The sequence below is a fragment of the Kitasatospora acidiphila genome, from assembly GCF_006636205.1.
GTDB classification, from domain to species: Bacteria; Actinomycetota; Actinomycetes; order Streptomycetales; family Streptomycetaceae; genus Kitasatospora; species Kitasatospora acidiphila.
In genome coordinates this window covers 1,499,935-1,524,721 of sequence record NZ_VIGB01000003.1, presented here as the reverse complement: position 1 = coordinate 1,524,721, position 24,787 = coordinate 1,499,935, and the positions used below count along the sequence as shown (strand labels likewise).

23 protein-coding genes and 1 pseudogene are annotated in these 24,787 nt (G+C 73.5%); 17 read left to right on the top strand and 7 right to left on the bottom strand.

What is annotated here, in order from left to right:
• Positions 1 to 35: 35 nt before the first annotated feature.
• Positions 36 to 1,535 (top strand): DUF2398 family protein, encoded by a 1,500-nt coding sequence (locus E6W39_RS07720; RefSeq protein ID WP_141632883.1) that lies wholly within the window; start codon positions 36 to 38, stop codon positions 1,533 to 1,535.
• Between the two features lie 60 nt (positions 1,536 to 1,595).
• Here the strand turns inward: E6W39_RS07720 and E6W39_RS07715 are convergent, their stop codons facing one another.
• The 5 genes and pseudogenes from E6W39_RS07715 to E6W39_RS07695 all read right to left on the bottom strand — a co-directional run bounded on the left by E6W39_RS07715 (position 1,596) and on the right by E6W39_RS07695 (position 5,408).
• Positions 1,596 to 1,805 carry a hypothetical protein gene (locus E6W39_RS07715; protein ID WP_141632882.1) on the bottom strand — a complete coding sequence of 70 codons (210 nt, stop codon included), beginning with the start codon at positions 1,803 to 1,805 and terminating at the stop codon, positions 1,596 to 1,598.
• Between the two features lie 212 nt (positions 1,806 to 2,017).
• Positions 2,018 to 2,935, bottom strand: coding sequence for an acyl-CoA thioesterase (locus E6W39_RS07710; protein ID WP_228718015.1), 918 nt, complete (start codon positions 2,933 to 2,935; stop codon positions 2,018 to 2,020).
• A 55-nt stretch (positions 2,936 to 2,990) separates the two neighbouring features.
• Positions 2,991 to 4,174: pseudogene (locus tag E6W39_RS07705) on the bottom strand (MBL fold metallo-hydrolase).
• A 253-nt stretch (positions 4,175 to 4,427) separates the two neighbouring features.
• Positions 4,428 to 4,880 carry a MaoC family dehydratase gene (locus E6W39_RS07700; RefSeq protein WP_141632880.1) on the bottom strand — a complete coding sequence of 151 codons (453 nt, stop codon included), beginning with the start codon at positions 4,878 to 4,880 and terminating at the stop codon, positions 4,428 to 4,430.
• A gap of 81 nt (positions 4,881 to 4,961) precedes the next feature.
• Positions 4,962 to 5,408 (bottom strand): pyridoxamine 5'-phosphate oxidase family protein, encoded by a 447-nt coding sequence (locus E6W39_RS07695; protein ID WP_141632879.1) that lies wholly within the window; start codon positions 5,406 to 5,408, stop codon positions 4,962 to 4,964.
• A gap of 133 nt (positions 5,409 to 5,541) precedes the next feature.
• Between E6W39_RS07695 and E6W39_RS07690 the strand changes: the two genes are divergently transcribed.
• The 15 genes from E6W39_RS07690 (at position 5,542) to E6W39_RS07625 (ending at position 21,960) form a co-directional block, all read left to right on the top strand.
• Positions 5,542 to 6,438: a serine/threonine-protein kinase gene (locus E6W39_RS07690; RefSeq protein ID WP_141632878.1), complete on the top strand. Its 897-nt coding sequence runs from the start codon at positions 5,542 to 5,544 to the stop codon at positions 6,436 to 6,438.
• Between the two features lie 439 nt (positions 6,439 to 6,877).
• The gene (locus E6W39_RS07685; protein ID WP_141632877.1) at positions 6,878 to 7,276 is read left to right on the top strand and encodes a hypothetical protein; all 399 of its coding nucleotides are present in this window, start codon (positions 6,878 to 6,880) and stop codon (positions 7,274 to 7,276) included.
• 5 nt (positions 7,277 to 7,281) lie between these two features.
• Positions 7,282 to 8,304: a hypothetical protein gene (locus E6W39_RS07680; protein WP_141632876.1), complete on the top strand. Its 1,023-nt coding sequence runs from the start codon at positions 7,282 to 7,284 to the stop codon at positions 8,302 to 8,304.
• Between the two features lie 63 nt (positions 8,305 to 8,367).
• Positions 8,368 to 9,087: an SAF domain-containing protein gene (locus E6W39_RS07675; protein WP_141632875.1), complete on the top strand. Its 720-nt coding sequence runs from the start codon at positions 8,368 to 8,370 to the stop codon at positions 9,085 to 9,087.
• Positions 9,087 to 10,985 (top strand): hypothetical protein, encoded by a 1,899-nt coding sequence (locus E6W39_RS39115; RefSeq protein ID WP_181799145.1) that lies wholly within the window; start codon positions 9,087 to 9,089, stop codon positions 10,983 to 10,985. Before E6W39_RS07675 ends, E6W39_RS39115 begins: the two co-directional genes overlap by 1 nt.
• Before the next feature lie 4 nt (positions 10,986 to 10,989).
• Positions 10,990 to 12,717 (top strand): CpaF family protein, encoded by a 1,728-nt coding sequence (locus E6W39_RS07665; protein ID WP_228718014.1) that lies wholly within the window; start codon positions 10,990 to 10,992, stop codon positions 12,715 to 12,717.
• 43 nt (positions 12,718 to 12,760) lie between these two features.
• Entirely contained in the window at positions 12,761 to 13,714 is a 954-nt protein-coding gene (locus tag E6W39_RS07660; protein ID WP_141632874.1) for a type II secretion system F family protein, read from the top strand.
• On the top strand, positions 13,711 to 14,598 hold the full coding sequence (locus tag E6W39_RS07655; RefSeq protein ID WP_141632873.1) for a type II secretion system F family protein: 888 nt from the start codon (positions 13,711 to 13,713) through the stop codon (positions 14,596 to 14,598). The genes E6W39_RS07660 and E6W39_RS07655 overlap by 4 nt, the downstream gene beginning before the upstream one ends.
• 77 nt (positions 14,599 to 14,675) lie before the next feature.
• Entirely contained in the window at positions 14,676 to 14,942 is a 267-nt protein-coding gene (locus E6W39_RS39110; protein WP_181799144.1) for a hypothetical protein, read from the top strand.
• Positions 14,943 to 14,971: 29 nt separating this feature from the next.
• Complete coding sequence (locus tag E6W39_RS39105; RefSeq protein ID WP_181799143.1) at positions 14,972 to 15,328, top strand: TadE/TadG family type IV pilus assembly protein; 357 nt, start codon at positions 14,972 to 14,974, stop codon at positions 15,326 to 15,328.
• Entirely contained in the window at positions 15,325 to 15,822 is a 498-nt protein-coding gene (locus tag E6W39_RS07645) for a TadE/TadG family type IV pilus assembly protein (protein ID WP_141632871.1), read from the top strand. Before E6W39_RS39105 ends, E6W39_RS07645 begins: the two co-directional genes overlap by 4 nt.
• Before the next feature lie 49 nt (positions 15,823 to 15,871).
• Positions 15,872 to 16,333, top strand: a complete 462-nt coding sequence (locus E6W39_RS07640; RefSeq protein WP_101383702.1) for a hypothetical protein — start codon at positions 15,872 to 15,874, stop codon at positions 16,331 to 16,333.
• A gap of 101 nt (positions 16,334 to 16,434) precedes the next feature.
• A complete protein-coding gene (locus tag E6W39_RS42700) occupies positions 16,435 to 20,076 on the top strand; it encodes a LysM peptidoglycan-binding domain-containing protein (protein WP_141632870.1) in 3,642 nt (1,213 codons plus the stop codon).
• A gap of 64 nt (positions 20,077 to 20,140) precedes the next feature.
• Entirely contained in the window at positions 20,141 to 20,326 is a 186-nt protein-coding gene (locus tag E6W39_RS07630) for a hypothetical protein (protein WP_141632869.1), read from the top strand.
• Positions 20,327 to 20,550: 224 nt separating this feature from the next.
• The gene (locus tag E6W39_RS07625) at positions 20,551 to 21,960 is read left to right on the top strand and encodes an MFS transporter (RefSeq protein ID WP_141632868.1); all 1,410 of its coding nucleotides are present in this window, start codon (positions 20,551 to 20,553) and stop codon (positions 21,958 to 21,960) included.
• Positions 21,961 to 21,989: 29 nt separating this feature from the next.
• Here E6W39_RS07625 and pdxR read toward each other — a convergent pair whose 3' ends face one another.
• Complete coding sequence (gene pdxR / locus E6W39_RS07620) at positions 21,990 to 23,411, bottom strand: MocR-like pyridoxine biosynthesis transcription factor PdxR (RefSeq protein WP_141632867.1); 1,422 nt, start codon at positions 23,409 to 23,411, stop codon at positions 21,990 to 21,992.
• A 47-nt stretch (positions 23,412 to 23,458) separates the two neighbouring features.
• On the opposite strand from pdxR, the gene E6W39_RS07615 reads away from it, so the two are divergent.
• The gene (locus E6W39_RS07615; RefSeq protein WP_141632866.1) at positions 23,459 to 23,923 is read left to right on the top strand and encodes a GNAT family N-acetyltransferase; all 465 of its coding nucleotides are present in this window, start codon (positions 23,459 to 23,461) and stop codon (positions 23,921 to 23,923) included.
• 353 nt (positions 23,924 to 24,276) lie between these two features.
• On the opposite strand, the gene E6W39_RS07605 is transcribed toward E6W39_RS07615, so the two are convergent.
• Entirely contained in the window at positions 24,277 to 24,654 is a 378-nt protein-coding gene (locus tag E6W39_RS07605; RefSeq protein ID WP_141637599.1) for a nuclear transport factor 2 family protein, read from the bottom strand.
• Positions 24,655 to 24,787 lie beyond the last annotated feature (133 nt).

The window sequence follows — 24,787 nt, the reverse complement described above, 5'->3', positions numbered from 1 at the left end:
CGGCAGGCGAGACGGGCGGCACGGCGGAGGGGCGCGTGAACGGGGGCGGAGCGCTGCACGGCACCGAACTGCCCGGCGGTACCATGACCCTCCGTAGGCGCACCGAGTTCGCGGCCCCCGCCGCCGAGCCCACCCGCAGCCGGCAGCCCGAGGCCGACCAGCTGCTGCTGCTGGCCCGCCGGTTCGCCGCCTGCGAGCCGTGCCAGGCGCACGAGCTGTTCACCGACGCGTTCGGCCTCTACGGTGCCCGGCACTTCGGCACCGCCCCCGCGCCGGCCGCCGCCGATCTGCCGGCGGTCAGCTGGTGGCACGGCCCGACGGTCCATCAACCGCTGCCCCGGGCCCGGCGGGGCCGCCGCCCGGCCTCCGCGGGCACCGTACCGGCCGTCCGCGGCAGCGCGGGACGGCACCGCAAGCGCGAGGCCAGCGCCGTGCAGGCCACCGAGCGGCGCGCCGCCGCCCGGCTACTGCTCGCCCAGCCGCTGGTGACCGCCGACGCACCGGCATTCGCCCTGATCCACCGTCATGTCGCCTGGCTCGCCGAGCGGTTCGCCGAGCTGCTCGGCTACCCGCTGATCGCCGGGGACGGCTTCGCCCGGCTGGTCAAGGCCGAGCTCGGCCCGGGTGCCGGACGCCAGTTGCTGCTGGCGGGCGCCCCGGGCACGCCGCGGCGCTATGCGGCGCTCGCGGCGGCCCTCGCGGTGGTGCTGCTCGGCCCGGACCGCTGGCCCCCGGGCCAGCTCGCCACCCGGATCGCTGAGACCTGCGCCGCCGAGTCGCTGACCGTCGAGACGGCCGACCTGGCCGCCGCCGTCGCCCAGCTGACCGAGTGGCGGGCGATCACCGACCTGCCCGAGGCCTGGCACGGCGCGGACCATGCGCTGGCCGCCGCGCTGGCCGCCGCCTGCCGGCCGGCCCAGCCGGAGGACCCGCCGGTGCCGCGCACCACCATCCCGGTCGCGGTGCGCCGGCGGCTGGCCGAGACCCCGGTGCTGCTGGTGCAGGAGCTCACCGGGCTGGAGCATGAGTGGCTCTGGGAGGCCCGGGAGCGGGAGGCGGAGCTGTTCGCCGACTTCCTCGGCCTGGTCGCCGAGATCCGGACGGAGGGCGTGGCGCTGCTCGACCCGGCCGGCGAGCTGACCGACCTCAGGCTGCCCGGCCCCGGGCCGCTGGCGGAGGCGGCGCTGCTGCTGGTGGAGCGCCTGGTGGAGGAGCTGCGGCCGCTGCCGGGCGAGCCGGCGGAGGTCGGGGTGCCGATCGCGGAGGCGCTGATAGACGGGATCCTCGGGGACGTCGCCGACGAGTGGCACCCGGAGGAGTCGGGGGGCGACGCCGAGCGCCGGGCCCATCTGTCGGACCGCGCCGCGTTCCGGCGCGAGGTGCTGGAGCTGCTGCACCACCTGGGCCTGATCGCCCCGGCCCCGGCGGCCGGGGCCGGCCGGGGCGGTTGGCGGCTGCTGGCGCCCGCCGCCCGCTACGCGGCGGAGCTCGGCGAGCTGCCGGCGGGCGGGACGGGGCGGCATTCCCGTCGCTGAGGAGGGCTGCCTGACGGAACGTCAGGGTCGCCAGTACTACTGCTTGACGGAACGTCAAAATCAGTGCGCCGCGCCCGCGTTGACCGAGACCTGCTGGTGCCCGACGGTCTCCACGGTGGCGCCCACGCCGAGGCCGCCGAGCGCCACCGAGGCGGCCACCGCGGCGCACGCCAGCAGTCGGCGGTGGCGCTTGGGCAGCGGAAAGCGCACCTGGTCAACGGGGTCGTGACCACTCAGCGGCGAGCGGTCGGGGAAGCGCGGTTCGTCCATGATGAGGAGCATTCCACTCCGGTGTTAAACGATGACGACACCGGGATGAACGCAGCCCAGGTGGCACACATCGAAACGGATCATGGCAAGTCCGGCGTTCACTGCGTCATTTCGCCAGCGTGGCGGCAGCTTGCCGGGCCCGCTCCGCCGGCCCCCGCCACCGCACGGCGGGGGTCGGCACCCCATGAGGCCCGCCGCTGTCGGGGGCCGCCTCAGTCGCCCGTGTGTCTGAGCTCCCGCAGCAGGGTCTCCTGGACGGCGGAGGCCACCAGCACCCCGTCGCGGTCGTAGAACTCGCCGAGCGCCAGCCCGCGCCCGTCCGACGCCGACGGGCTGCGCTGGGCGAACAGCACCCACTCGTCGGCCCGGATCGGGCGGTGGAACCACATCGCGTGGTCCAGCGACGCGAGCGACACCTTGGTCGGATCGGTGCGCTGGAAGGCGTGCTTCTGCAGGTGCAGCGCGGTGGTCGAGGCCAGGGTCAGGTCGGAGAGGTAGGTCAGCGCGCAGGTCTGGATCAGCGGGTCGTCGGCGGGCAGTGGCGTGCCGGTGCGCAGCCAGACGAACTGCTGCGGCACCCCGGGCAGTTCCGGCGGCATGCCCGGTGCCTCCGGCGGCACGAACCGGATCTCCAGCGAGTGGTAGCCGAGGGCCCTGCGGAAGTCGTCCGGGTCGTTCGCGGCCCAGGTGGGGAACGGGTCCTCCAGCCCCTCCGGGCCCGGCACCGGCGGCATGGTGCGCTGGCGCTCGCGGCTGGTCTCCAGGACCTTGAACGACGCGGAGAGCGTGAAGATCGCCTCGCCGCGCTGCACCGCCGTGACCCGGCGGGTGGCGTAGGAGCGGCCGTCCCGCAGGCGCTCCACCTGGTAGACGATCGGTCGGCGCGGATCGCCCGGCCGCATGAAGTAGCCGTGCAGCGAGTGCACGTGCCGTGCCGGGTCGACGGTGCGACCGCCCGCGGTGAGGGCCTGCGCGGCGACCTGGCCGCCGAACGCCCGCAGCGGGGCGCCGGCGTGGCACCAGCCGCGGTAGAGGTTCTCGTCCAGTTCCTCGATCCGCAGCAGGGATTGGAAGGGCACGGGCTGGGGGTCACCCGGATGCTGCTCCCGGGCCGGCGCGTCGATCGTCATCCCGACATACTGGCAGATCATCCCACCCTGGTTACTGGTGGGTAGCCAAAGCGCGTCAGGCCGGGACCTCGTCCTCCCGCCCGGCCGCCGCCAGCGCCGACTCCGCGTCCGCCGGCGCCAGCCCGTCCACCGGAACCGGCAGGCCGGGCGCGGCCACCGCGTGCCACCACGGCTCCAGCGCGGGCGGCGCGGCCGGCTCGAACGGCCGCCCGATCACCGGCACCGCGACCTCGGCACCGAGCACCGCGGCCGCCGCCAGGGTCCGCTCCACCGGCTCCTCCCAGGCGTGCTGCGCCAGGTTGAAGGTGCCCCAGTGGATCGGCAGCAGCAGCTCGCCGCGCAGCTCCAGATGCGCCTGCACGCCCTCCTCCGGGTCATGTGCACCTCGGGCCAGAACGGGCTGTAGGCGCCGACCTGCACCATGGTCGCGTCGAACGGGCCCAGCCGCCGCCCGGTCTCGGCGAACCCGGGGAAGTAGCCGGTGTCGCCGCTGTGGAAGACCCGGTGCTGCGGCCCGGCCACCGCCCAGGACGCCCAGAGGAAGTGGCTGCTGGTCCGCGGACCGCGACTGCAGTAGTGGCGGGCCGGGGTGGCGGTCAGGGTGAGACCGGCCACCTCGGCCGACTCCCACCAGTCCAGCTCGGTGATCCGCTCGGCGGGCACGCCCCAGTGCTCCAGGTGCGCGCCGACCCCCAGCGGGGCCGCGAACTGCGCGCCGCTGCCGATCAGCGCCCGGATCGAGGTCATGTCCAGGTGGTCGTAGTGGTCGTGCGACACCACCACCACGTCCACCGGGCCGAGGTCGGCGATCCGAATCGGCATCGGGTGCAGCCGCCTGGGACCGATCCCGGGGAACGGCGAGCAGCGCAGCCCCCACACCGGGTCGAACAGCACCCGCCGCCCGTCCAGCTCGGCCAGCACGGTGGCGTGGCCGAGCCAGCTCAGCCGCAGCCCCGAGGCCGGCGGCTCCGCCAGCTCCGCCGACCGCAGCCGGTGCACCGGGATCGGGCGGGCCGGCGCCCGGCGCGCGCGGTTGCTCGCCAGCTGGGCCCGGGTGATCTCCAGCGGCGAGCGCTCATAGACCACGCGGCGGGTCGGCACCGGGTTGCGGAAGGCGCCGTCCACGAAGTTGGGGCTGGCCAGGATCCGGGCCAGGCGCGCGCCGGTCGGTTCGGCGCCGAAGGCGTCCGTCCGCACTCGCCGCCAGCCGGCGGCCGTCAGGTCGCGAAGCCGGGTGATCGGAGAAGAGTCGGGAGCGGAGCCGAGCACAGCACCTCCAAGACGCGTGGACGTCGACGGCGGCGCGGCGAACGGAGCCGCGCCGTGACGTCCGGCAGCCGCTCGATACGATCACCATCTCGTCCGCAGCGTACCGAAGGGCCCTCGTTCGGGCGCGGTAGATGCGCGGGACGACCGCCGTTCGGGCGTGCCCGGACCGACAGTGCGTCAGTTGTGCGCGCCTGACGCACCGTCGGGTGCCCTCGGAGAGGGGTCAGAGGTAGAAGCGGGTGATCGTCTCGGCCACGCAGTGCGGCTTGGCGCTGGCCTCGCTGCTGACCGTGAACCGCACCACCGCCTGGTGCCCGCCCGGCACCTCGGTCACCGAGAGCAGCTCGGCGGTGGCCCGCACCGGGGTGCCGACCGGCACCGGGGCCGGGAAGCGCACCTTGTCGGAGCCGTAGTTGACCGCCATCCGCACCCCGCCGACGCTGTAGCACTCCTTGGCCAGCAGCGGGATCAGCGACAGGGTCAGGTAGCCGTGCGCGATCGGGCCGCCGAACGGGCCCTCCTTGGCGCGCTCCGGGTCCACGTGGATCCACTGGTGGTCCCCGGTGGCCTCGGCGAACAGGTTCACCTGCTCCTGGGTGACGGTGTGCCAGGCGCTGGTGCCGAGCTCGGTGCCGACCGCCGCGGTCAGCTCGTCGAGGGAGGCGAAGGACGTCATGGAGCGCTCCACGGCCGGTCGGGGGCACGGACGGGCGGACGGCCTACCACCCGTGCTGGGGAGCGTAGTCCTACCGGTCGGTCAGTTGTTCCCTGGGCCGGAAGCAGTCGCGGACAGGGCCCTGCCGTGCAGGCGTCGGCCGCTCACCAGGTCCGTCGTCAGCCGGACGAACAGCGGCTCGGCCGTGCTCGCCCAGGGCCGCAGGCCGGTGCGCAGCAGCCGTGCGTGCACCACCGGATCGCGGACCACCTCGGCCCGGCCGTGCACCACCACGCTCCAGCCGGTGCGGCTCGCCTCGTCCAGTCGATCGGCTTGGAAGACCGTCACCGCGCCGTGCAGCGCCCGGGCCGCCGCGCCGTCCGGCACCAGCGCGAGCAGCAGCCGCCCGTCCGCCTCGACCTGGAATTCGACGGGCACCACCCGCAGCAGCGCGTGCTCGGTGTACACCACCCGGCCGATGGGCACGGTGCTGAGCAGCCGAAGGCACTCGGCCTCGCCCAGATCCTCGATACGGTCGACACGGTCCATAACCCGATGGTGCGCCCAGCGCGGCGGGGGACAGTAGGGCCCATGGTCCCGGAGCGGACCGGAGAACACAGGGAGTGCCGGACGACGGAGTGCCGGCGAACGGCGGCGACACGGTGACGAGGGGTACGGGCGGATGACGGCGGGGACTTCTGGGACTTCTGGGGCGGCCGGGACAGCGGGGGCTCCGGGAGCGGCGAGCGGCGTCGACCTGGTGCTGATCGGCGCCGACGGCGGGCCGGACAAGGCCTTCGCGGGTTCGGGGCAGGCCGCCCTCGGTGCCGAGGCGCTGGCCCGGGCGCTGCCGCCGGTCTGCTTCGACACCGGCAGCCGGGGCTGCCGGGTCACCGTGGTGCCGCCCGAGGCGGACGCCAACGCGATGCTGACGGCGCTGCGGGCGGCGGCCCGGCAGGAGGGGCGCCACCTGGTGGTCGGGCTGCTCGGCCAGCTGGTCGCCGACCCGCGCGGGCGCCGGCTGGCGCTGGTCACCGCCGGCAGCACCGCCGAGAACGCCTACCGCCGCGGCCTGGCCTGGGACTGGGTGGTGAGCACCATGGTGCACGGCACCCAGGCGGAGGCGCTGCTGCTGGTGGACGTGGTGGCCCGCCCGGACACCTGGGCGCTGCTCTCCGGCGGCTCCCAGGAGGTGGGCGAGCTGCTCACCCACTCCCGGGTGCCGCTCTGGGGCCGGATCGGCCCGTTCCCGACCGGCCGCCGCAGCCGCTCCGCGACCGTGCCCGGCGGTGAGGGATCGTTCAGCTGGGCCCTCTCCCGGGTGCTGGAGCGCGGGGTGCCGACGGCTCCGCCGGCCGTCGGACCGGCGGACATGCAGGACGCGGTGGCCGCCGAACTCGCCTGGGGTGAGCTGGCGTCAGGCATCCCGGGCAGACTGCTCGTCCCTCCTTCGGGTGGCCGGTTGTTGCTCCGAAATCGGGCGGCGGTGCGGGGTGCGCTGGCCGGATTGTCGGTTTCTGAAGAACTGTTGGCTGTTCTGTGGCGCGAAAACACCACAACGGATCCGGGTTCCGACTAAGGTCAGAGCCCCGAGGTGTTGCCGCGGGCGGGTGCGGTGGCGAACAATCTGCCTCACATCGCAATTCGGCAACGGACGGCGCCTTTCGGTCAAGCAGGGACGCCGCCAACTCCGGCCAGCTGTCGGGCAGTCGCGACTAGGTGGGGCTATGGGCCGTGGCAGGGCTTTGTTACGCCTACGGGTACGTCTACGGGCGATCGGGGTCGGTGCGGCGCTGCTGCTTTTCACTGCGGCCTGCGCACAGGGCGGCGCGGGGAGCGCGAGTCATTTGTCAAGCGCTGATCCCAGTGGGGTGATTGGTACCAATGGGACGGTTGGGGGCGGCGAAACCGGTGGGGGGAACGGGGTTTCGACAGGGCCCGGTGCGGGCAGTTCGACCAGTGCGTCGGGCGGGGGGGCTCAAGCGCCGACGAGCGGCCCGCAGGAGGCCGTCGGTCGGGTGGTGCTGAAGACCTATCAGGACTGGTGGGCGGCGCAGGTGAAGGCGTATGCCGGGGGCGATCCCCAGGGGGCCCAGGTGCGGGTGTACTCCGCCGATGTGGCGCTGGCGAACGTTCTTATGAGTTTACGTTCGCTGCAAGGCGCCAAAATGGTCATGACCGGTCAGCCGGTGCTCGATCCTGTTGTCAAGAGTCTTGATCTCAGCGGCACTTCCCAGACAGCGGTAATCTCCGACTGTGTGGATGCCAGCGGCTGGCACCAGGCCGATGCGACTACCGGATCATTGAAGGACGCGCCACAGCGCCTGACCCGGTATCCGGCGACCGCCGTGCTGCGGAGCAGCGGCGCCTTCTGGAAAGTCTTCGAGTTCAACCGTGAGACGGGTCGGACATGCTGAGGACCTTGCGACGACACCTCGGACTACTCGCCTTGCTGACCGGCCTGCTGGCCGGCGCCACCATTCCGGCGCGGGCGGACGCACCGACCGGCGGCATCAACCAGTGCCTGGTGCTGGCGATCTGCGTGGAACTCTCCCAGTCGGGCAGCGGTGGCTCACCCGGCGGCGGGCAGGGGAACAACGGCTCCAGCGGTGGGGGCGGCGAGCCGGTCTGCTCCTGGAAGGGCATCCAGAAGCCGTGCTGGGACCCTGACCTGGGGTGGTTCGACAACAGCAGTGACAGCGGCCAGGGCTGCTACTTCAAGGCGCTCGACCCCTCGGATCCGGCCCTGCAGGGGCAGCCGTCCCAGCCGGGCAAAACCCCCTACCTGCAGTCCTGCTGGGACGCCAACGGGAACCCCACGTACTCGACGATCAGCTGGCTCGCCCAGGCCCCCAACGCCGGCACTCCGGCCCCGACTCCCGGCACGGTGGCCCAAATGGCCATCGGCAAGCTTCAGTTCATCCGCCCCGTGATCCACACCGCCCCCACCGGCAAGTCCCTGGTCACGGTCCCCGTCTTCCTCTGGTACGACCACGGCACCGCGGACGCACCCGACCCGGAGACGATCGGCCCGCAGAGCCAGACCGTGAACCTCAACGGCATCAGCGTCACCGCCACCGCCACGCTCACCAAGGTGGCCTGGGACATGGGCTACCAGGCCAACGGCAAGGAGGCGGAGGCGGACTGCAACGGCCCGGGCGTGCCGTACGCGGACGGCATGGAGAACAACCCGCCCGCCGGCGCCTGCTACTGGAGGTTCGGCTCGATCTCGCCCGCCAACGGCGCGCCCCCGACCGGTGCGCCCGCACCCAGCGCCGCACCGTCCCCCGGCGGCGGGTACTGGCCGGTGGCCACCGAGACGTGGACCGTCACCACCGTCGACAACAACAACCCCAACGGCCCGGCGCCCTGGGACCCGCTGACCCTCGAGGTCGCCAGCCTGCCCGTGCAACTCCAGGTCAACCAGCTCCAGGTGCTCAACTAACCGTTTCTGACCGTCAGTTCGGGACAACCGCCCGGCTGCGTACGTGAGGAAGGCCGCCGCCCGATGGACAGCCGCACCACGCCGACCCTCGGCACCGCCGCCGCTTCGGCCCGCGACGGCGGCCGTCCCACCGCGCCGTCGCGCTCACTGCGGTCGCGCCGACGGCGACCGGCGGTGCTGGCGATGTCCATCGCGCTGATCGCCGCCGGCGGGCTCGGCGGGGCGGTGCTCTACAACAGCACCGGGCAGCGGATCGCGGTGCTGGCGCTGGCCCGTGACGTGCCGTACGGGCAACCCCTCACCGCGCAGGACCTGGTGGTGGCCCGGATCGCCAGCGATCCCGCGCTCGCCCCGATCAGCGCCTCCGACCTGAGCCGGGCGGTCGGCCGCCGCGCCACCACCGACCTGCACCGCGGCACCCTGCTGCTGGCCGCCGACCTCACCGGCGCGCTGGTGGTGCAGCCCGGCATGCAGGAGGTCGGCCTGCCCGTGCACGCCGGCCAACTGCCCGCCGTCGGCCTGCAACTGGGACAGCAGATCGAGATCGTGCAGCTGGGCGACAGCGGCGGCGGCGCGCCGCAGACCATGAACGCGGTGGTCGCCCAGACCGGCAAGGGCGGCGACAACCAGGTGATCGACGTGGCGGTGCCGCCCGCCGACGCCGTCAAGCTGGCCCAGTGGGCGGCCGGCGGCAAGTTCCAGATCATCTTGGCGCCCAAGGCGGGCGGCGCGGCCCCCAGCTCCGTCCCCAGCCCGGCCGCCAGCCCCTCGGGGAGCGCCTGATGGCCGTCATCGCGGTGGTCGGCGGCCTGGGCGCGCCGGGAGCCACCACCTCCGCGCTCGCCCTGCTGCTCGCCTGGCCGCTGGCCGACGGACGCAAGGTGCTGCTGGTCGAGTGCGACCCCGACGGCGGGGCCGCACTGGCCGGCGCGCTGGAGGGCCGGGTCGAGGCGGTGTACGGGCTGCGCAACCTCGCCGTCGCCGACCGGCGCGGGCTGCTCGCCGAGGCGCTCTGGGAACAGCTGATCGACGTCTCGCCCGGTGGCACCGGAGACCGCCTGCTGCTGCCCGGCCTGACCGACCCGGCCCAGGCCGCCGGGCTCGCCTACACCTGGGAGCCGCTGGTGGAGATGCTGCGCGGGCTGCACACCCAGGGCTACGACGTGCTGCTCGACCTCGGCCGCTCGGGCGCCCACGGCCCGGGCGCCGTGCTGGCCCGGCGCGCCGACTGCGTGGCCGCCACCATCCGCACCACGCTGCGCGGCCTCAGCACGGCCCGCCCGCGCCTCGCCGCGCTGCGCGAGGACCTGGCCGCCGCCGGCAACGGCGCGGACGGGCTGGGGCTGCTGCTGGTCACCGAGGGGCCGTACCCCGCCGCGGACGTCACCCGAGAGCTGCAACTGCCCGTGCACGGCGAGCTGCCGTACGCCCCGCGGCCCGCCCGGGTGCTCTCGGACGGCGGGGACAGCACGGACCGGCGGTTCATCAGATCGGAGCTGATGCGGGCCGCCCGGACGGTCGCGGACCGGCTACTGGCGGTGGCGCAGGAGCGGCGGCGGCGGTTGACGCCGGCGCAGGCGAGCGCGGGCCCGGAGTGGGAGGCGCCGCAGCTGCGGCAGGCCCCCGGGTGGGGAGAGCAGCCGCAGGTCCCGGCGTGGGGCGAGCCGCAGCCCGTGGCCCATGCGCCCGAGGTGTCGGATGGTTTTCAGGGCTATGCGGCGGGGGGTTATCAGCAGCCCGAGCCGTCGGAGGGCTATCAGGGCTATGCGGCGGCCGGGGGCTATCGGCAGCCCGAGCCGGGCCATGCGGCGGGGGCTGGCGCGGGTGACGGCTGGGGCGGCCCGGTGCCGGGCACCACGGACGCCGCCACGGGGGAGCCGGCCGTCGCGCCGCCGTACGGCGGCGCCAGCCGGGCCTTGGAGGCCGAGGCGATGGACACGGCGCTGCGGCAGCAGGCGTGGCTGGACGGAGGCGCCCGCCGGGCTCCGGAGGCCGAGGCGATGGACACGGCGCTGCGGCAGCAGGCGTGGCTGGACGGAGGCGCCCGCCGGGCTCCGGAGGCCGAGGCGATGGACACCGCGTTGCGGCAGCAGGCGTGGCCGGACGGCTGGGCACCGACGGTGCGGGGCGGCCAGGAGCAGCCCGCCGCCACCCCGCAGGGTCGCGACGCCGGGATAGCGGGACTCGCCCGGGTGGTGGGGGACTACGCCCTGGAGCCGCCGCCCGCTCCCGCCCGGGCCGAGGAGCCGGCCGCGCGCTCCTGGTTGGACGGCGCCGCCGTGCCGACCGGTGGCGCGGCCGAGCTCACGCCGGTGCCGCCCGGCCTGGTGCCGGGGGTTCCGGCCGCCGGGCAGGCATTCGCCTCGCCCGCCGGGCAGGTGTTCGTGCCGCAGGCCGGACCGGTGCAGGTACGACCGGGCGCGACGCCGTACCCGCCGGCCACCGCCGGGGCGCCGCCGCTCGCCGGGGTGGCCCCGCACCCGGCGGTGCCGTACCCGCCGCCTACCGCCGGGGCGCCGCCGCTCGCCGGGGTGGCCCCGCACCCGGCGGTGCCGTACCCGCCGCCTACCGCCGGGGCGCCGTCGCTCGCCGGGATAGCTCCGCACCCGGCGGCGCCCGAACCGTTCCCGGCGCCGACCGAGGAGACCGAGACTCAAGGGGAGGTGCTCCGTGCGCGGTAGCCCCATGCGTGACCGTGCGGCCGCCGACCCGGCGGGCCTGCCGTGGTCGGTCGAGCCGGAGGACGCGGAGCCCGAGTACCGGCTGCCGGCACCCGGCCCCACCCCTACCGCCCCCGGCGTCCCGCCCGGTCCGGTGGTCCACGGGCCGGTGCGGTCGTCCGGGCAGTTCACCGGCCCGGGCGGCGGCCAGCCGTGGACCGTGGCGCCGGCCGGCCCGCAGCCGACCCGGATCACCCACCCCTGGCCCCAACCTGCCCCAACGCCCGCCCCCGCCGCCCCGGCTCCCGGCTCCGCCACGGCGCTGCCCGTGCTGCCCGCCCCCGACCCGTGGAGCGCCAAGCCCGCGCCGCCGACCGTGGATCCGCAGGTGGCCCGTGAGCTCAAGCGCCGGGTGGCGATCGAACTCCACCAGCAGCTCGCCCAGCTGACGGTCAGTCAGGGCAGCGAGGTGGACCGCGCCACCCGGCGGCAGCGCGGCCGGGCGCTGATCGAGGAAGCGGTGGCCCGCTGGTCGGATGCCTTCGCGCAGAGCCATGGCGTGGCGCCGACCAGGGAGCAGGACCGGGCCTTGGCCGAGGCGGTCTACGACCTGCTGTTCCGGGCCGGCCGCCTGCAGCCCTACCTGGACGACCCGGAGATCGAGAACATCCTGATCAACGGCTGTGACGACGTCTGGATCTCGCGCGTCCACCAGCCCCTCAGCCAGGTTCCGCCTGTCGCCGACTCGGATGCCGAACTCATCGAGCTGCTCCAGGACTTGGCCCGCCAGCACGGTGGCGGCGAGCGCAGCCTGAACACCGCGAACCCGACCCTGGCGCTGCGCCTGGAGGGCGGCATGCGCCTGCAGGCGATGACCGAGGTGACGCCCCGCCCGTATGTGGCGATCCGCCGGCACCGGGTCGCCTCGGCCACCCTCGCCGACATGGTCGACCTCGGCACCGTGGACTCGACCATCGCCGCCTTCCTGGCCGCGGCGATCCGGGCCCGGAAGAACGTGATGATCACCGGCACCCAGGGGGTCGGCAAGACCAGCCTGCTGCGGGCGATGGCGGCCGAGATCCCGCCGGATGAGCGGATCGGCACCCTGGAGTCGGAGTTCGAGCTCTGGCTGCACACCCTCGGCCACCTGCGGCAGGTGGTGCCGATGGAGGCCCGGGAGGGCAACGGCGAGCGGATCGACGGCAAGCCGGCCGGTGAGCTGACCATCGGCGAGCTGATCCCGGCGGCGCTGCGGATGACCCTCTCCCGGATCATCGTCGGCGAGGTCCGCTCCGCCGAAGTCGTCCCCATGCTGCGGGTGATGACCAACGGCGAGGGCGGGTCGATGTGCACGCTGCACGCCCGCGGTCCGCACATGGTGGTGGACCGCATCGCCGAACTCTGCCTTGAATACGGCTCACATATGACAGATGCACTTGCCTACCGGCTGACCGCCAACGCCGTCGACCTGATCGTGCACGTCGCCATGGTCGACGAGACGGCGCTCGGCGGCCGTCGGCACCGGTTCGTCTCGCACGTCATGGAGGTGACCGGTCTCGGCGAGCACGGCCGACCGGCCCTGAACACCGTCTTCGGCCCGCGCCCCGACCTGGGCGAGCCGCGGGCCGTGCCGCACACTCCGCCCAACTGCCTGGACGACCTTCGGCGGGCCGGCTTCGACGCCGGTCTGCTGCAGTCCGGGTACGGGAGTTGGGCCGCGCCGCTGTCGCTGCGGATCGGCGGCGCCCGGTGAAACCTCCTCTGATGTCCCGTCACATCCACTTCAAGGAACGGTGATGCTGCTCTTCGCCCTGTGCGGCGTCCTGATCGCGGGTGGCCTGGTGGCTCTCCTGGTCGGGCTGCGCGGCTCCGCCGGCACGCCGGCGGGCCATGGCGCGCCGGGCCGGCTGACCCTGCGGATGCGGCTGCTCTGGTACGGCACGACCGGCGCGCCCGATCGCGGCACCCTGCGGCTGCGCCGGATCCAGGCTGCGCTGGCACTGATCACCGCCGCGCTCGCCTGGCTTTTCAGCGGGATCCCGCTCAGCGTGCTGCTGGGCCCCGCGCTGGTCTTCGGGCTGCCCTGGCTGTTCGCGGTCACCCGTGCCGACCACCGGCAGATCCGTCGCCTGGAAGGCCTCGCGGAGTGGACCCAGCGGCTCTCCGACGTGCTGCTGCTCGGCACCGGCCTCACCCAGGCGCTGGTCACCAGCCGGCGCACCGCCCCGGCCGCCCTGCAGGGCGAAGTGGACGAGCTGGCCGCCCGGTTGCAGGCCCGCTGGCGCGTCGAGGACGCACTGCGCGCCTTCGCCGACACGCTGGCCGACGCGACCGCCGACAAGGTGCTCGCCGCGCTGCTGCTGCGGGCCGGCGACAGCGGACCCGGGCTGGCCCGGGCGCTCGCCGACCTCGCCGAGTCGGTCCGCGAGGAGGTGCGCCAGCGGCGGACGATCGAGGCCGACCGGTCCAAGCACCGCACCACGGTCCGCTGGCTGGTCAGCATCATCCTACTGGTCGTCGTGGTCGGCTCGCTCAACTCCCGCTACACCGCGCCCTACGGCACTGTCCAGGGCCAACTGGTGTTGGCCGTACTGGGGTTGGCGTTCATCGGGGTGATCGCCTGGATGCGCTCGCTGGCCGCGGGCAAGCCGCTGCCCCGGCTGCTGGAGCCGGACCGGCGCAGCCAGGTGGCCGCGCTGCCCGCGCCGGCCGAGGAGCCGGTGGCCGAACCGGTCGGGGAGGTCCGATGATCTCGCCCTGGGCGGTGCTGGCGGGCATCGCGGCGGCCGCCGGCCTGGCCCTGCTGATCGCCGAACTGCGGCCGGCACCACCGGATCTGGGCACGGCGCTGGACCGGCTGCACCGCGCTCCCGGCTCGCCGCGGCCCGGCGCCGAGGCCGAGGACGAGCGCTGGTACGACCGGCTCGGCAGCAAGGCGCTGGGCCTGGTGGGCGCCCGACTGCCCACCCAGTCACTGGCGTTGATCGGCCGCAGCCCGGCCCGGTTCATGGCCCACAAGCTGCTGTTCGCGCTGATCGGCCTGCTGCTGCCGGCCTACCTCACCGCGATGGCGGCGTTCGTCGGCTTCGGCCCGCCGGTCGCGCTGCCGGTGGTGCTCAGCCTGGCGCTGGCCGTCGGCGGCTGGCTGCTGCCGGACGGCATCGTGCAGGGCGAGGCCAAGGAGGCCAGGACGGAGTATCTGCACGCGATCTCCGCCTACCTCGAACTGGTCGCGCTGGAACGGGCCTCCGACCACGGCCCGGCCGAGGCGATGCGGCGGGCGGCGGTGGTCGGCCGCAGCGCCGTCTTCCGCCGGATCCAGGACGCCCTGGAGCGCGCCGCCACCGACCGGGTGCCGCCCTGGGAGGGGCTGGAGGCGCTGGCCGGCGAGCTCGGCCTGCCCCAACTGCAGGACGTGGCCGACATCATGCGGCTGTCGGGCAGTGACGGCGCCGCCGTCTACGACACCCTGCGGGCCCGCGCCAAGGGCCTTCGTGACGAGCTGCTCGCCGACGACCTGGCCAAGGCCGGTGCCACCAGTGAGCAGATGGTGGCGCCCGGTGCGGCGCTCACCATGCTGATGACCGTGCTGATCACCTACCCCGCGCTCTACCAGATGCTCCATGTCTTCTGAACTTCGGTCCGCTCGCGCGGACTTCAGCGCCGAGACGTCCCGACCCCCGACGTCCCCCCTCCCGAGGAGATCCACTGATGAAGAACCTGCGTGCCCTGGCGGGCCTGTTCCTGGTGTCGCTGCTCCTACCGCTGCAGCCGGCGATGGCGCTGCTGCGGGCGACCGCCGCCCGCGCCAAGGCGGCTCACGCCGAGGGCGACCGCGGTGCGCTGAGCATCGAGTTGGCGCTGATCGTGGTCGTCGTGGTGGCGATCGCCGGAGCGATCGTCGCCGCGGTGGCGACCCTCGGGCAGAAGGCCAAGGGCGACATTCCGCAGAACCTGCCGATCCCCGCGAACAGCTGACGCCACGTCAGGAAGCCACTGACCGAGGGGTGCTCAGCATCAGCTTCGCGATGGTGTTCCCGATCATCATCGTCCTGGTGATGCTGGTGGTCCAAGGCGCGCTGATCTGGTACTCGGACAGTGTCGCCCTGGCCGCCGCGCGCGAAGGCGCGGACGCCGCCCGGGTCTACGGCACCAAGGACAACAGCCTGGCCCAGCCCCGGGCCGAGCTGTTCCTCCAGCGCTTCAACGGGCTGCTCGGCGACACCGTGGTCACGGTGCCGAAGCGCCAGCCCGGGGACACCGTCGTCACGGTCACCGTGACCGTGCACCCGCTGTTCGTGCTGCCGGGGGAGTTGACCTTCTCCCAGACCGCCCAGGCTCCGATCGAGAGGTACCAGCCATGACGGCCCTGCCCTCCGGGCCGCCACCGCACGGCGAGCGCGGCGGCGCCAGGCCGCCACGCGCCGGGCGCGGTAGCGCCAAGCTGCTGCAGGGCGAGCGCGGCAGCCTGGCGATCGAGGCGGCGCTGGTGGTCCCGGTGGTCCTGGGGCTGCTGTGCCTGATCCTGGTCGCCGGGCGGGCCGAGCAGACCGCCGGGACGCTGCAGGAGGCGGCCAGGACCGGCGCCAGGGCAGGCTCGCTGGCCCCGGCGGGCCACGAGCAGTCCGCGGCCACTGACGCCGTCAACCAGCTGCTCACCCAGAGCGGGGTGCACTGCGACGGTCTCCAGGTCGCGGCCACCGTCGAACAGTTGGCGGCCGATCCGCTGCCGCAGGATGTCCGGGTGGACGTGTCCTGCAAGGTTCCGGTGAATGATTTGTCGCCGATTTGGGTACCCGGCGCCTTGGAGTTGCAGGGGACCTTCCGATCCGTCATCGACCAGTACCGCTCGACGTAGCAGCGCGTCGGGCCGGGCAGTTGAGGTCCCAAGCCCTGGGGAGGGGAACGTGAGGGTCCGTCGGGGTGACCGCGACCGCGGCACCATCTCGATCTTCGTGGCGCTCGGCTCCGCCATGATGCTGATGTTCCTCGGCATCGTGCTGGACTGCGGCGGCGAACTGCGGGCCATCGTCAACGCCGACGAGATGGCCCAGGAGGCGGCCCGGGTCGGCGGCCAGCAGATCGATCAGCCGACCCTGTTCAAACAGGGCCAGTACCTGATCAACACCAAGGCCGCCTATGCCGCGGCCACCGCCTTCCTGCAGAAGGATCCGGCCTACCGGGGCCTGGTCGCCGAACCCCCGGACCCGGCCAAACCGCCGCCCCCGCTGGCCACCAGCATCACCGTGGTCGTCCACCCCGTCTACCGGACCGCGCTGCTCGGGCTGTTCGGTGTCTCCACCCTGTCGATCCAAGGAACCGGTACCGCGACCATGGTGGTCGGCGGCCAGAATGCGGGGGGTGCCTGATGGCCGCGACACGAACCAAGGCCCAGGGGCGACACGGGAGTTCGAACGGCCGACCGCGCCCGGCCCCGGTCGGCCCGCCAAACCGCCGCCGACGCAGCCCGATGCGCGCGCTGCCGACCGCGCTGGGCGCGCTGCTGGTGCTCGCAGTGCTGCTGGTCGGGGTGCCCGCCGCGCTGCTCTACGGCACCCAGGCGGTGTCCGCGATGGGAGGCGTCGGGCACCAGGACATCGGGCAGTTGCTCACCTCGCCGGACGACGGGCGGCTCTTCCTCTGGGCGCTGGTCGCGATCGGCTGGCTCGGCTGGGGCTGTTTCGCGCTGTCGGTGCTGCTGGAGATCCCGGCGCAGCTGCGCGGCCGGGTGGTGCGGCGGCTGCCGGCCTTCGGGTGGAGCCAGCGGCTCGCGGGCGGGCTGGTCGGTGCGGTGATCGCGCTGCTCCCGGTGGCCGGGGGCGCGTTCGCCGCGACGGCGAGCCCGGCACAGCTCAGCGCCGCCACGGCACCGGCCCAACTGGCGTCCGCCGCGCAGCAGGCCGCGCTCACTACGGCCGCCGCGACCACCGCGGCGCCCGCCGCCGACCCCGGTCCGCAGGCGCCGACCTACACCGTCAAGGACAGCCGACCGGCCGACAGCCTCTGGTCGATCGCGGAACACCAACTCGGCTCGGGGGACCGCTGGCAGGAGATCGCCAAGCTCAACGCCGGCCGGGTGATGGATGGTTCCGGTACCGTCTTCGACGCGGACCGGCCCATCCAGCCCGGCTGGCGGCTGCTGATGCCTGCCGACGCCAAGCCCGACGCCGCCTCCGCGCCCGCGTCCACCACCGCGACCGCTCCGGCGGGCGGTTCGGGCGGTTCGGGCGGGGCACGGCACGCCACCGCGACCGTCCGGCCTGGTGACACCCTCTCGGCCATCGCCCTGCGGGAGATGGGCAGTTCGGACGCCTGGCCGCAGCTGTTCGACGCCAACAAGGGCGTGACCGCACCGGATGGAGAGAAGCTGACCGACCCGAACACGCTGGAACCCGGCATGGTGCTGACCATTCCGGGCGCCGCGCCCACCCAGCCGGCGCCGGCTCCGAGCCCGGTGGCACCCAGCCAGCCCGCGCCCGCACAGCCCGCGCCCGCACAGCCCGCGCAGGGCTCGCCCGCGCCGGGTTCGGCTACCCCGCAGGGCGGTTCGGCGCCGTCGGCACCCGCAGGGCGGGACGTGTCGCCGCACCCGGCCCCCCACCTGACCCCGCCCCCGCAGGTCGCCGCCCACCCCGGCGGGCCGGTCGAGGACGCCAAGAGCAGCTACACCGCCGCCCTCGCCGCCTCCGGGATCGGCGTGCTGCTCGCCGCCGTGCTGATCGGCGCAGTGGCCCACCGGCGCGGCCAGCAGCAGCGGAACCGCCGCCCCCGGCGCCGGATCCCGATGCCCGCGCTGCCCGCCGCCACCTTCGAGGCCGAACTGAAGGCCCGGCAGAGCAGCACCGGCCTGGACCTGCTCAACCGGTCACTGCGCACCCTGGGTCGCAACGTCAGCCGCACCGGCAAGCGGCTGCCTCCGCTCGCCGCCGTCCGGGTCACCAACGGCGGCGTCGTCGAACTGCACCTGGCCGCCGCCGCCGTGCCGATCGCCCCGTTCCGGGCCGCGCACGCCGCCAACGTCTGGTGGTGCGCGGGCGACTCCGACGACCTGCTCTCCGCCGAGCAGGCCGCCAAGGTCCCGGCGCCCTACCCGGCGCTGGTCACCCTGGGCACGGCCCCCGACGGCGCGGCGGTCCTCGCCGACCTGGAGACCATCCGGCTCATGCACCTCTCCGGTCACCCCGACGACGCCCGGGCGGTGCTGCGCACCATTGCGCTGGAACTCGCCCACAGCCCGCTGGCCGACAACCTCAACCTGCACCTGATCGGCTTCCCCGAGGAACTGCCGGTCTCCGACACCGTCGCCGACCGGGTGCACCGCTACCCGACCCTCGCCGAGGCGCTCGCCGAACTCGGCCCGCGCATCGACGAGGCGCGCGGCGCCCTGGTCAACGTCGGTGCCGCGCACCCCCGGGACGCCCGCAGCCGCGGCGAGGCCGACGAGGCCTGGGTGCCCGACATCGTGCTCTCCGCACAGCCGCCCACCGGCGACGTCCCGTCAGAGCTCGGACGGCTGCTGGACGGCCGCCCGCGCACCTGCCTGGCCGTGATCTCCCGGGCGCCCGAGCGCGGGGCCGGCCCGGTCGCCCGCTGGACGCTGCCCAGCACCGGCGCCGTCGTGCTGCCCGGCCTGCACCTCTCCGTGCAGTTGCAGCGGCTGACCGAGGAACAGTTCGCCCACTGGAGCGAGTTGCTCAGCACCACTGCCGCAACCGCCGAGGAGGAGGCGCCCGCCTGGACCTACGACGGGGACGAGATCGAGCCCGCCGAACTGCCCAAGCCCGTACCGGTGCTGGCCGGCGTCGCCGCCGGCACGGCCTCCTTCGTGGGCGGTTCGCTGCCCGACGGCCCGTCCGAGAGCGGACCCAAGCTGATCGCCCGCCTGATCGGCACCGGCAGCAGCCCGTTCGCCTCGCTCGACCCGGCCGGTGCGGGTGGCGCAAAGCGGCCGGGGCGGCAGGCGGACGCGCCGGTGATCGAGAACCTTCCGGCGCTGGTGGCGACACCGCCGCCCCTGGACGTCATGCCTCCCGCAGCCCCGCAGCCGCCCGCAGGCGCACAGCCTCCCACAGACCTGCTGCCTCCTGCAGAGCCGCTGCCTCCCGCAGACCCGCAGCTGCCTGCGGATGCCGCGCCGCCCGTCGATGTCCCCACCGAGACCGCCGACACCGCCGAGCCCGTGCCCACCCATGAAACGGCCCAGGCGGCGCCCCCGGCCGACCCGCGCATGCCGTTCCGGCCCGAGCCGATCCCCGCCACCGATCCCGCCCCCACCCCGCCCGACGGAACCCCGCCCGGTGGCACCCCCTTGGCCGCCCGCACCGACGCGGACGACCTGCTCGCCATCCTCCGCTCGCCCGAGGCGCACGCCATCCGCACCACCCCCCGGGTGCGCCTGCTCGGCCCGGTCGACGTGCTCGGCGCCACCGGGCCGGCCCAACCCGGCGACCTGCCCGCCCTGACCGAAGCGGCCGCCTTCCTGGCGCTCAACCCGGGCGCCGACCCGGCGGCCGTCCAGCGGGCCCTGCACCCGGGCGACCACGCCCGCCCGGACCACCCCGCAGCCGCCACCGTCGGCGAGCTCGCCGCCTGGTTCGGCGGCGACCCCGACGGCCGGGCGTTCCTGCGTCGGGACGAGCTGGAGAACTGCAGCTTCGCCCCGACGGTCACCTGTGACTGGGACGAGTTCCGCAGCCTCTACCGGCGCGGCATGCGCAGCACCAGCACCACCGCCGACGCCGCCCTGGCCCACGCCCTCGCCCTGGTCCGCGGCGCCCCGTTCGCCGAGACCCCGGCCACCGGCTACGGCTGGGCCGAAGCGACCCGGCAGGACATGCTCGCCGCGATCATCGACACCGCCCATGAACTGGCCGCCCGGAGGCTGCAGTACGGTGACCACCGCAGCGCCGAGGCAGCCGTCTTCCGCGGCCTCGCCGTGGCCCCCGACGTCGAACTGCTGCACCGCGACCTGTTCTACGCCTACGCCTCGGCCGGCGCCCGCGACCAACTCCTGAAGGCCGTCAACCGGTTGGACGCCCTGAGCCGCCGTACCGGCCGCAGCCTGGACCCGGACACCGTGGCCCTGCTGCGCGATCTGCTCTCCAACCCCTGATGTGTTGCCAAGTCACTTACGGTTCAGATTAGTTGATAACGGCCCGCGCGCAGGTGCCGCCTGCATGTGCTGGGCGGCGCCAACACGGCATCTGTGCACCCTGGGCGCCCTCAACCCGGCCCCCGGCGGCCAGGCCGTGATGCAGAACGACGGCAACTTCGTCTTCTACAACAGCGCCGGCAACCCGACCTGGGCCACCAACACCTACAACAACGGCCAGCAGAGCACCCTGGACTACTGCTACACCTGATCGGCGCGCAGCACGATCGCTTGATTCGACGGTCGGGGACCGCACCACGCGGTCCCCGGCTCGTTGTCATCCGGGCCGCCCCACGCCCTCTCCCACCATCCCTTGGCAGGGTGGCGCTGTGGTGCAGATCGCGGTGCGATATCGCCGGACCCGGGACCTCCGTGAGTAATTCCGAGGACTTTGGTCCCTGCCGGGTAGACACTCGGGTTCTCATAGTGGTTGGAATGTCCTCCACAGTGATCGACAACGCACCGTATTCGGCCTTTCACCGCCGCCTGGCACTGGCCTGCTCCGGCGGGCCGTTGCTGGACGGCTACATCCTCAGCATCGTCGGCGTGGCCCTGATCGGCATGACCCCCGAACTGGGTTTGAGCACGGCCGATGTGAGCTTGATCGGCGCCTCGGCGCTGGTCGGGATGTTCGTCGGCGGGGCGGTGTTCGGCGTGCTGACGGACCGGATCGGCCGCGAGGTGATGTACACCCTCGACCTGCTGGTGATGGTGGTCTGCTCGATCGCGTCCTTCTGGGCCACGGACGTCTGGGCGATCGTCGCGCTGCGCTTCGTGCTCGGCATGGCGGTGGCCGCCGACTACCCGATCGCCACCTCCCTGCTGGCAGAATGGCTGCCGATCAAGGAGCGCGGCCGGCTGCTCGGCAAGCAGATCGTCGCCTGGTACGCCGGCTCGGTGCTGGCGTACGTGGTCGGCTACCTGTTCCTGCAGCTGGGCGGGTCGGGCAGCTGGCGCTGGATGCAGGCGAGTTCGGCCGTGCTCTGCGTGTTCTTCCTGGTGATCAGGCGCGGCTCGCCGGAGTCGCCGCTCTGGCTCGCCCAGCACGGCCGCGGCGAGGAGGCGGTCGCGGTGGTGCGCAAGCACCTCGGTCGCGACGTCACCGTCGAGGAACTCGGCGGCGGAGCCCAGGCGTTGGACGGTGAACGGCTGGACACCGGTTCGCTGCGCGTGCTGTTCAGCCCGGCCTACCGTCGCCGCACCCTGTTCTGCGGGCTGTTCTTCCTCTGCCAGGTGGCCCCGCTGTTCGCGATGCTGACCTTCGGCCCGGCCATCCTGGGCTCCTTCGGCCTGCCCGGCGGCACCGTGATGGACACCCTGGGCACCGGCCTGATCAGCCTGGTCTTCCTGATCGGCTGCTACCCAGCGCTGCGGGCCATCGACAGCCACGGCCGCCGGCCCACGATCATCTGGTCGTTCGCGCTGATGATCGTGCCGCTGGTCTTCCTCGGCGTCTGGCCCACCGCCCCCGCCCTGCTGGCCCTACTCGCCCTCTGCGCCTACGCGTTCCTGTGCGGCGGCCCCAACGTCCTTGACTGGACGTACCCCAACGAGCTCTTCCCGACGTCCGTCCGCGCCACGGCCGTTGGCCTGGCCACCTCGGTCAGCCGGATCGGCGCGGCCGTGGGCACCTTCCTGCTCCCGGTTGCCCTGACCGGCCTCGGCATCGGTCCCACCATGCTGCTGGCCGCCGCCCTGACGGCGATCGGCCTGCTGGTGAGCGTGCGTTGGGCGGAGGAGACCAAGGGCATGGGCCTGGAACAGGCCGCCGCCCTCACAATTCCGCCCCAGGGCAACCGGGTTGTCACTGACGGATCGTCAACAGCCCGACTGTCGCAGAGCTGACCTCGATCCCGCCCCCTTGTGGGACGCCCTCACGAACCGCCCTCGCTCGGCTCCACCGGCCGGACGAGGGCGGCCAGCGTGCGGACGGCGGTGTCGATGGCGCTCGGTCGGATGTTGGCGTAGCCGAGGACGATCCGGTCGGCGTGTTCGCGGGCCTCGCCCAGTAGGAAGCGGGAAATGCTGCCGATGGCAAGGTCGTTGTGGGCGGCGGCGATCACCAGGCGGTCCGGATCCGGGGCACCCGGTGACCGGACGACCAGGTGGATCCCGGCGGCGACACCGGTGATCTCCGCATGGGGCAGGTGCCGGCCGAGTGCCGAGACCAGGGCGTCGCGGTGGCAGTGGTACTGCTTGCGGATCCGCCGGAGGTGGCGTTCATAGGCGCCGCTGTCGATCAGGTGCGCCAGGGCGAGCTGGTCGAGGGTGGGACTGCCGACGTCGCAGGCCTTCTTGGTCTGCGTCACCGCGTCGACCAGCGCGGACGGCAGCACCAGCCAGCCCAGCCGTAGCGCGGGGGAGAGGGTCTTGCTGACCGTGCCGACGTAGGCGACGTGCTCGGGAGCCAACCCCTGGACCGCGCCGACCGGTTGCCGGTCGAAGCGGAACTCCGCGTCGTAGTCGTCCTCGATGACCAGCCGACCGTCGCGGGCCCAGTCCAGCAGCGCGGTGCGGCGGTGCGGTGCCAGCGTGGCCCCGAGTGGGAACTGATGGGCGGGGGTGACGACGGCGGCTTGCGCGTGGTGCGGTAGTCGGTCGATCTGCATGCCGTGCTCGTCAACGGGGCACAGCGCCCAGTCGCCGCCGGCCGCAGTGATGGTGCGGTCCCGGCCGGCGGCGCCGGGGTTCTCCAGCGCGATGGTCGGCCGCCCCGAGAGCGTGGCGAGTGTGCTGGTGAGCAGGGACAGCGCTTGGGTGAAGCCGGCGCAGATGATGATGCGGTCGGGGTGCGCCACGACCGCCCGGGCTCTTCTCAGGTAGTCGGCCACTGCACACCGTAGAACAGCCGAGCCGCGCGGGTCGGGATTGCCGAAGGCGGCGTCAGGAGCCTGCCGCACCGCATGGGTGAGCGCGCGCAGCCAGGCCGTGCGCGGGAACTCCGCCAGGGCGGGAAGGCCCGGGCGCAGATCGTAGCGCGGGGTCCACGGTTCCTGGGTGGTGGCGCACCCGGTTGTCGCGGCAACCACGCCGACTCGGGTCGCACAGCGTTCGGTGCTGATAAGGTAGCCTTCAGCAACGAGTTGCTCGTAAACCTCGACCACCAACCGGCGGGACACCCCGAGGTCGGCAGCGAGTACGCGGCTGGACGGCAGCAGCGTGCCGGCGGTCAACACACCGGCGCGGATCAGATCTCGCAGCCGCTGCTCCAACTGGAGCCGCAGCGGCGTCGGCGAGCAGCGGTCAAGGCTGATCAAGACCTCGGCAGCCGACATTCTGGTACCCAAATCCGTCATGGCTCTGGTTCCTCTCCCCCGTACCAGACCAGGTCTAGCGTGAACTCATGAACACGAACACGCTGACCGCAAAGACGATTGACTGTACCTGGGTCGAGGACGCCAAGCGCGTCAACCTGGCCGAGCTGTCGGCCCTTTACAAGATGGTGTCGATGGGCGAGAAGCCGCCGCAGTCGCTGGCCATCGCCCTGAGCAACAGCATGTTCGTCTGCTTCGTCTATGCGGGCGACATGCTCATCGGAGCCGGCCGGGTGCTGGGCGACGGGGTCGACACCGCCTACCTCGCCGACATCGCGGTCCACCCGGACTACCAGGGGCTGGGGTTGGGCGACAGAATCGTCAGACACCTGCTCGAGAGATCGAGCGGCCACCGGAAGGTCATCCTCTTCGCCAAGCCCGGCACCGAGCCCTTCTACCGGCGCTACGGCTTCCTGAAGCTGCCCACCGCAATGGCCCTCTTCGACGACCCCGAGGCCGCCCTCCGCAAGGGCCTGCTCAGCCCCGAGCCCTGACCCGCCCCAACACCCCCCCTGCCGGGGACCGCCCCCGAGGCCCCCGGCCATGCCAATACCTGAACCCAACTCGGCCTCGCACCAACCCCTTTACCACCGGCGGCCCCTCGAACTCCGGCGCCACGGCATCCATGACAAGCTCATCGCAAACCCGCCCGAGCCGGTACCCGGCCTGCCGCAACGCCCCGACCGTACTTGCCGCCCGACGCAAGGAACGCGCCCGCATCCGCGGTGAGAAGGGCATCCGCTGGGGCGGACGCCCCCTCAACGCCGCAGCCTGACCGACCGCGAACCGCAGCCCCGGAGTGCCGAAAGGGACAAGTTCACCAGAAGGAGAGCGACAGCAGGACGACTCAGGAGGCGGACGGCTCGATCTCCCCCGCAAAGACGATGACCTGGTCGATGCGGCTCCGCCGCAGATGGACGATGTCCGTTCCCGCCAGGCGGGGGCCTCCATCCGGCGTGGTGAAGACCCACTGGTACCGGGCCCACTCGTCGGGCATGTCCACCGCTGAGCACCGCGCCATCGTGCCGGTCCCCGCCGGGTGGCGCCGGATGTCCAGCACGAACCGCTCGACCGCCGCGATTCCTTCGCTGCGACCCAACGGCCCCCAGAAGACCACGTCTGAGGTCAGGGCCTGGGAGAGCAGGGCAGTCACATAGCTGTCGTCCGAGGCGTTGAACGCGGAGATGAACGTGTCGACCGCGGAGCGTGCCGTCTCTTCCTGCATGCCCCAGTAATACCAGCCGTTGCGCGCGCTCGTCCCGCGAGCCGCCTTCCGATCACGGTGGACCGTCCCGGTCACAGCACTAGCGGCGGTTCCCAACCCCTTGCCGCGCAGCTCGGGAGCGAGCATCACCACG

What these genes read in the sequence shown, in the direction of transcription:
- E6W39_RS07700 (WP_141632880.1), bottom strand. Translation starts at nt 4,880, where the DNA reads ATGACGTCCTTCGCCTCCCTCGACGAGCTGACCGCGGCGGTCGGCACC.
- E6W39_RS42700 (WP_141632870.1), top strand. Translation starts at nt 16,435, where the DNA reads ATGCGCGCGCTGCCGACCGCGCTGGGCGCGCTGCTGGTGCTCGCAGTG.
- E6W39_RS39115 (WP_181799145.1), top strand. Translation starts at nt 9,087, where the DNA reads ATGGCCGTCATCGCGGTGGTCGGCGGCCTGGGCGCGCCGGGAGCCACC.
- E6W39_RS07645 (WP_141632871.1), top strand. Translation starts at nt 15,325, where the DNA reads ATGACGGCCCTGCCCTCCGGGCCGCCACCGCACGGCGAGCGCGGCGGC.
- pdxR (WP_141632867.1), bottom strand. Translation starts at nt 23,411, where the DNA reads ATGACGGATTTGGGTACCAGAATGTCGGCTGCCGAGGTCTTGATCAGC.
- E6W39_RS39110 (WP_181799144.1), top strand. Translation starts at nt 14,676, where the DNA reads ATGAAGAACCTGCGTGCCCTGGCGGGCCTGTTCCTGGTGTCGCTGCTC.
- E6W39_RS07690 (WP_141632878.1), top strand. Translation starts at nt 5,542, where the DNA reads ATGACGGCGGGGACTTCTGGGACTTCTGGGGCGGCCGGGACAGCGGGG.
- E6W39_RS07605 (WP_141637599.1), bottom strand. Translation starts at nt 24,654, where the DNA reads ATGCAGGAAGAGACGGCACGCTCCGCGGTCGACACGTTCATCTCCGCG.
- E6W39_RS07625 (WP_141632868.1), top strand. Translation starts at nt 20,551, where the DNA reads ATGTCCTCCACAGTGATCGACAACGCACCGTATTCGGCCTTTCACCGC.
- E6W39_RS07715 (WP_141632882.1), bottom strand. Translation starts at nt 1,805, where the DNA reads ATGGACGAACCGCGCTTCCCCGACCGCTCGCCGCTGAGTGGTCACGAC.
- E6W39_RS07675 (WP_141632875.1), top strand. Translation starts at nt 8,368, where the DNA reads ATGGACAGCCGCACCACGCCGACCCTCGGCACCGCCGCCGCTTCGGCC.
- E6W39_RS07630 (WP_141632869.1), top strand. Translation starts at nt 20,141, where the DNA reads ATGTGCTGGGCGGCGCCAACACGGCATCTGTGCACCCTGGGCGCCCTC.
- E6W39_RS07655 (WP_141632873.1), top strand. Translation starts at nt 13,711, where the DNA reads ATGATCTCGCCCTGGGCGGTGCTGGCGGGCATCGCGGCGGCCGCCGGC.
- E6W39_RS07660 (WP_141632874.1), top strand. Translation starts at nt 12,761, where the DNA reads ATGCTGCTCTTCGCCCTGTGCGGCGTCCTGATCGCGGGTGGCCTGGTG.
- E6W39_RS07695 (WP_141632879.1), bottom strand. Translation starts at nt 5,408, where the DNA reads ATGGACCGTGTCGACCGTATCGAGGATCTGGGCGAGGCCGAGTGCCTT.
- E6W39_RS07615 (WP_141632866.1), top strand. Translation starts at nt 23,459, where the DNA reads ATGAACACGAACACGCTGACCGCAAAGACGATTGACTGTACCTGGGTC.
- E6W39_RS07710 (WP_228718015.1), bottom strand. Translation starts at nt 2,935, where the DNA reads ATGACGATCGACGCGCCGGCCCGGGAGCAGCATCCGGGTGACCCCCAG.
- E6W39_RS07665 (WP_228718014.1), top strand. Translation starts at nt 10,990, where the DNA reads ATGCGTGACCGTGCGGCCGCCGACCCGGCGGGCCTGCCGTGGTCGGTC.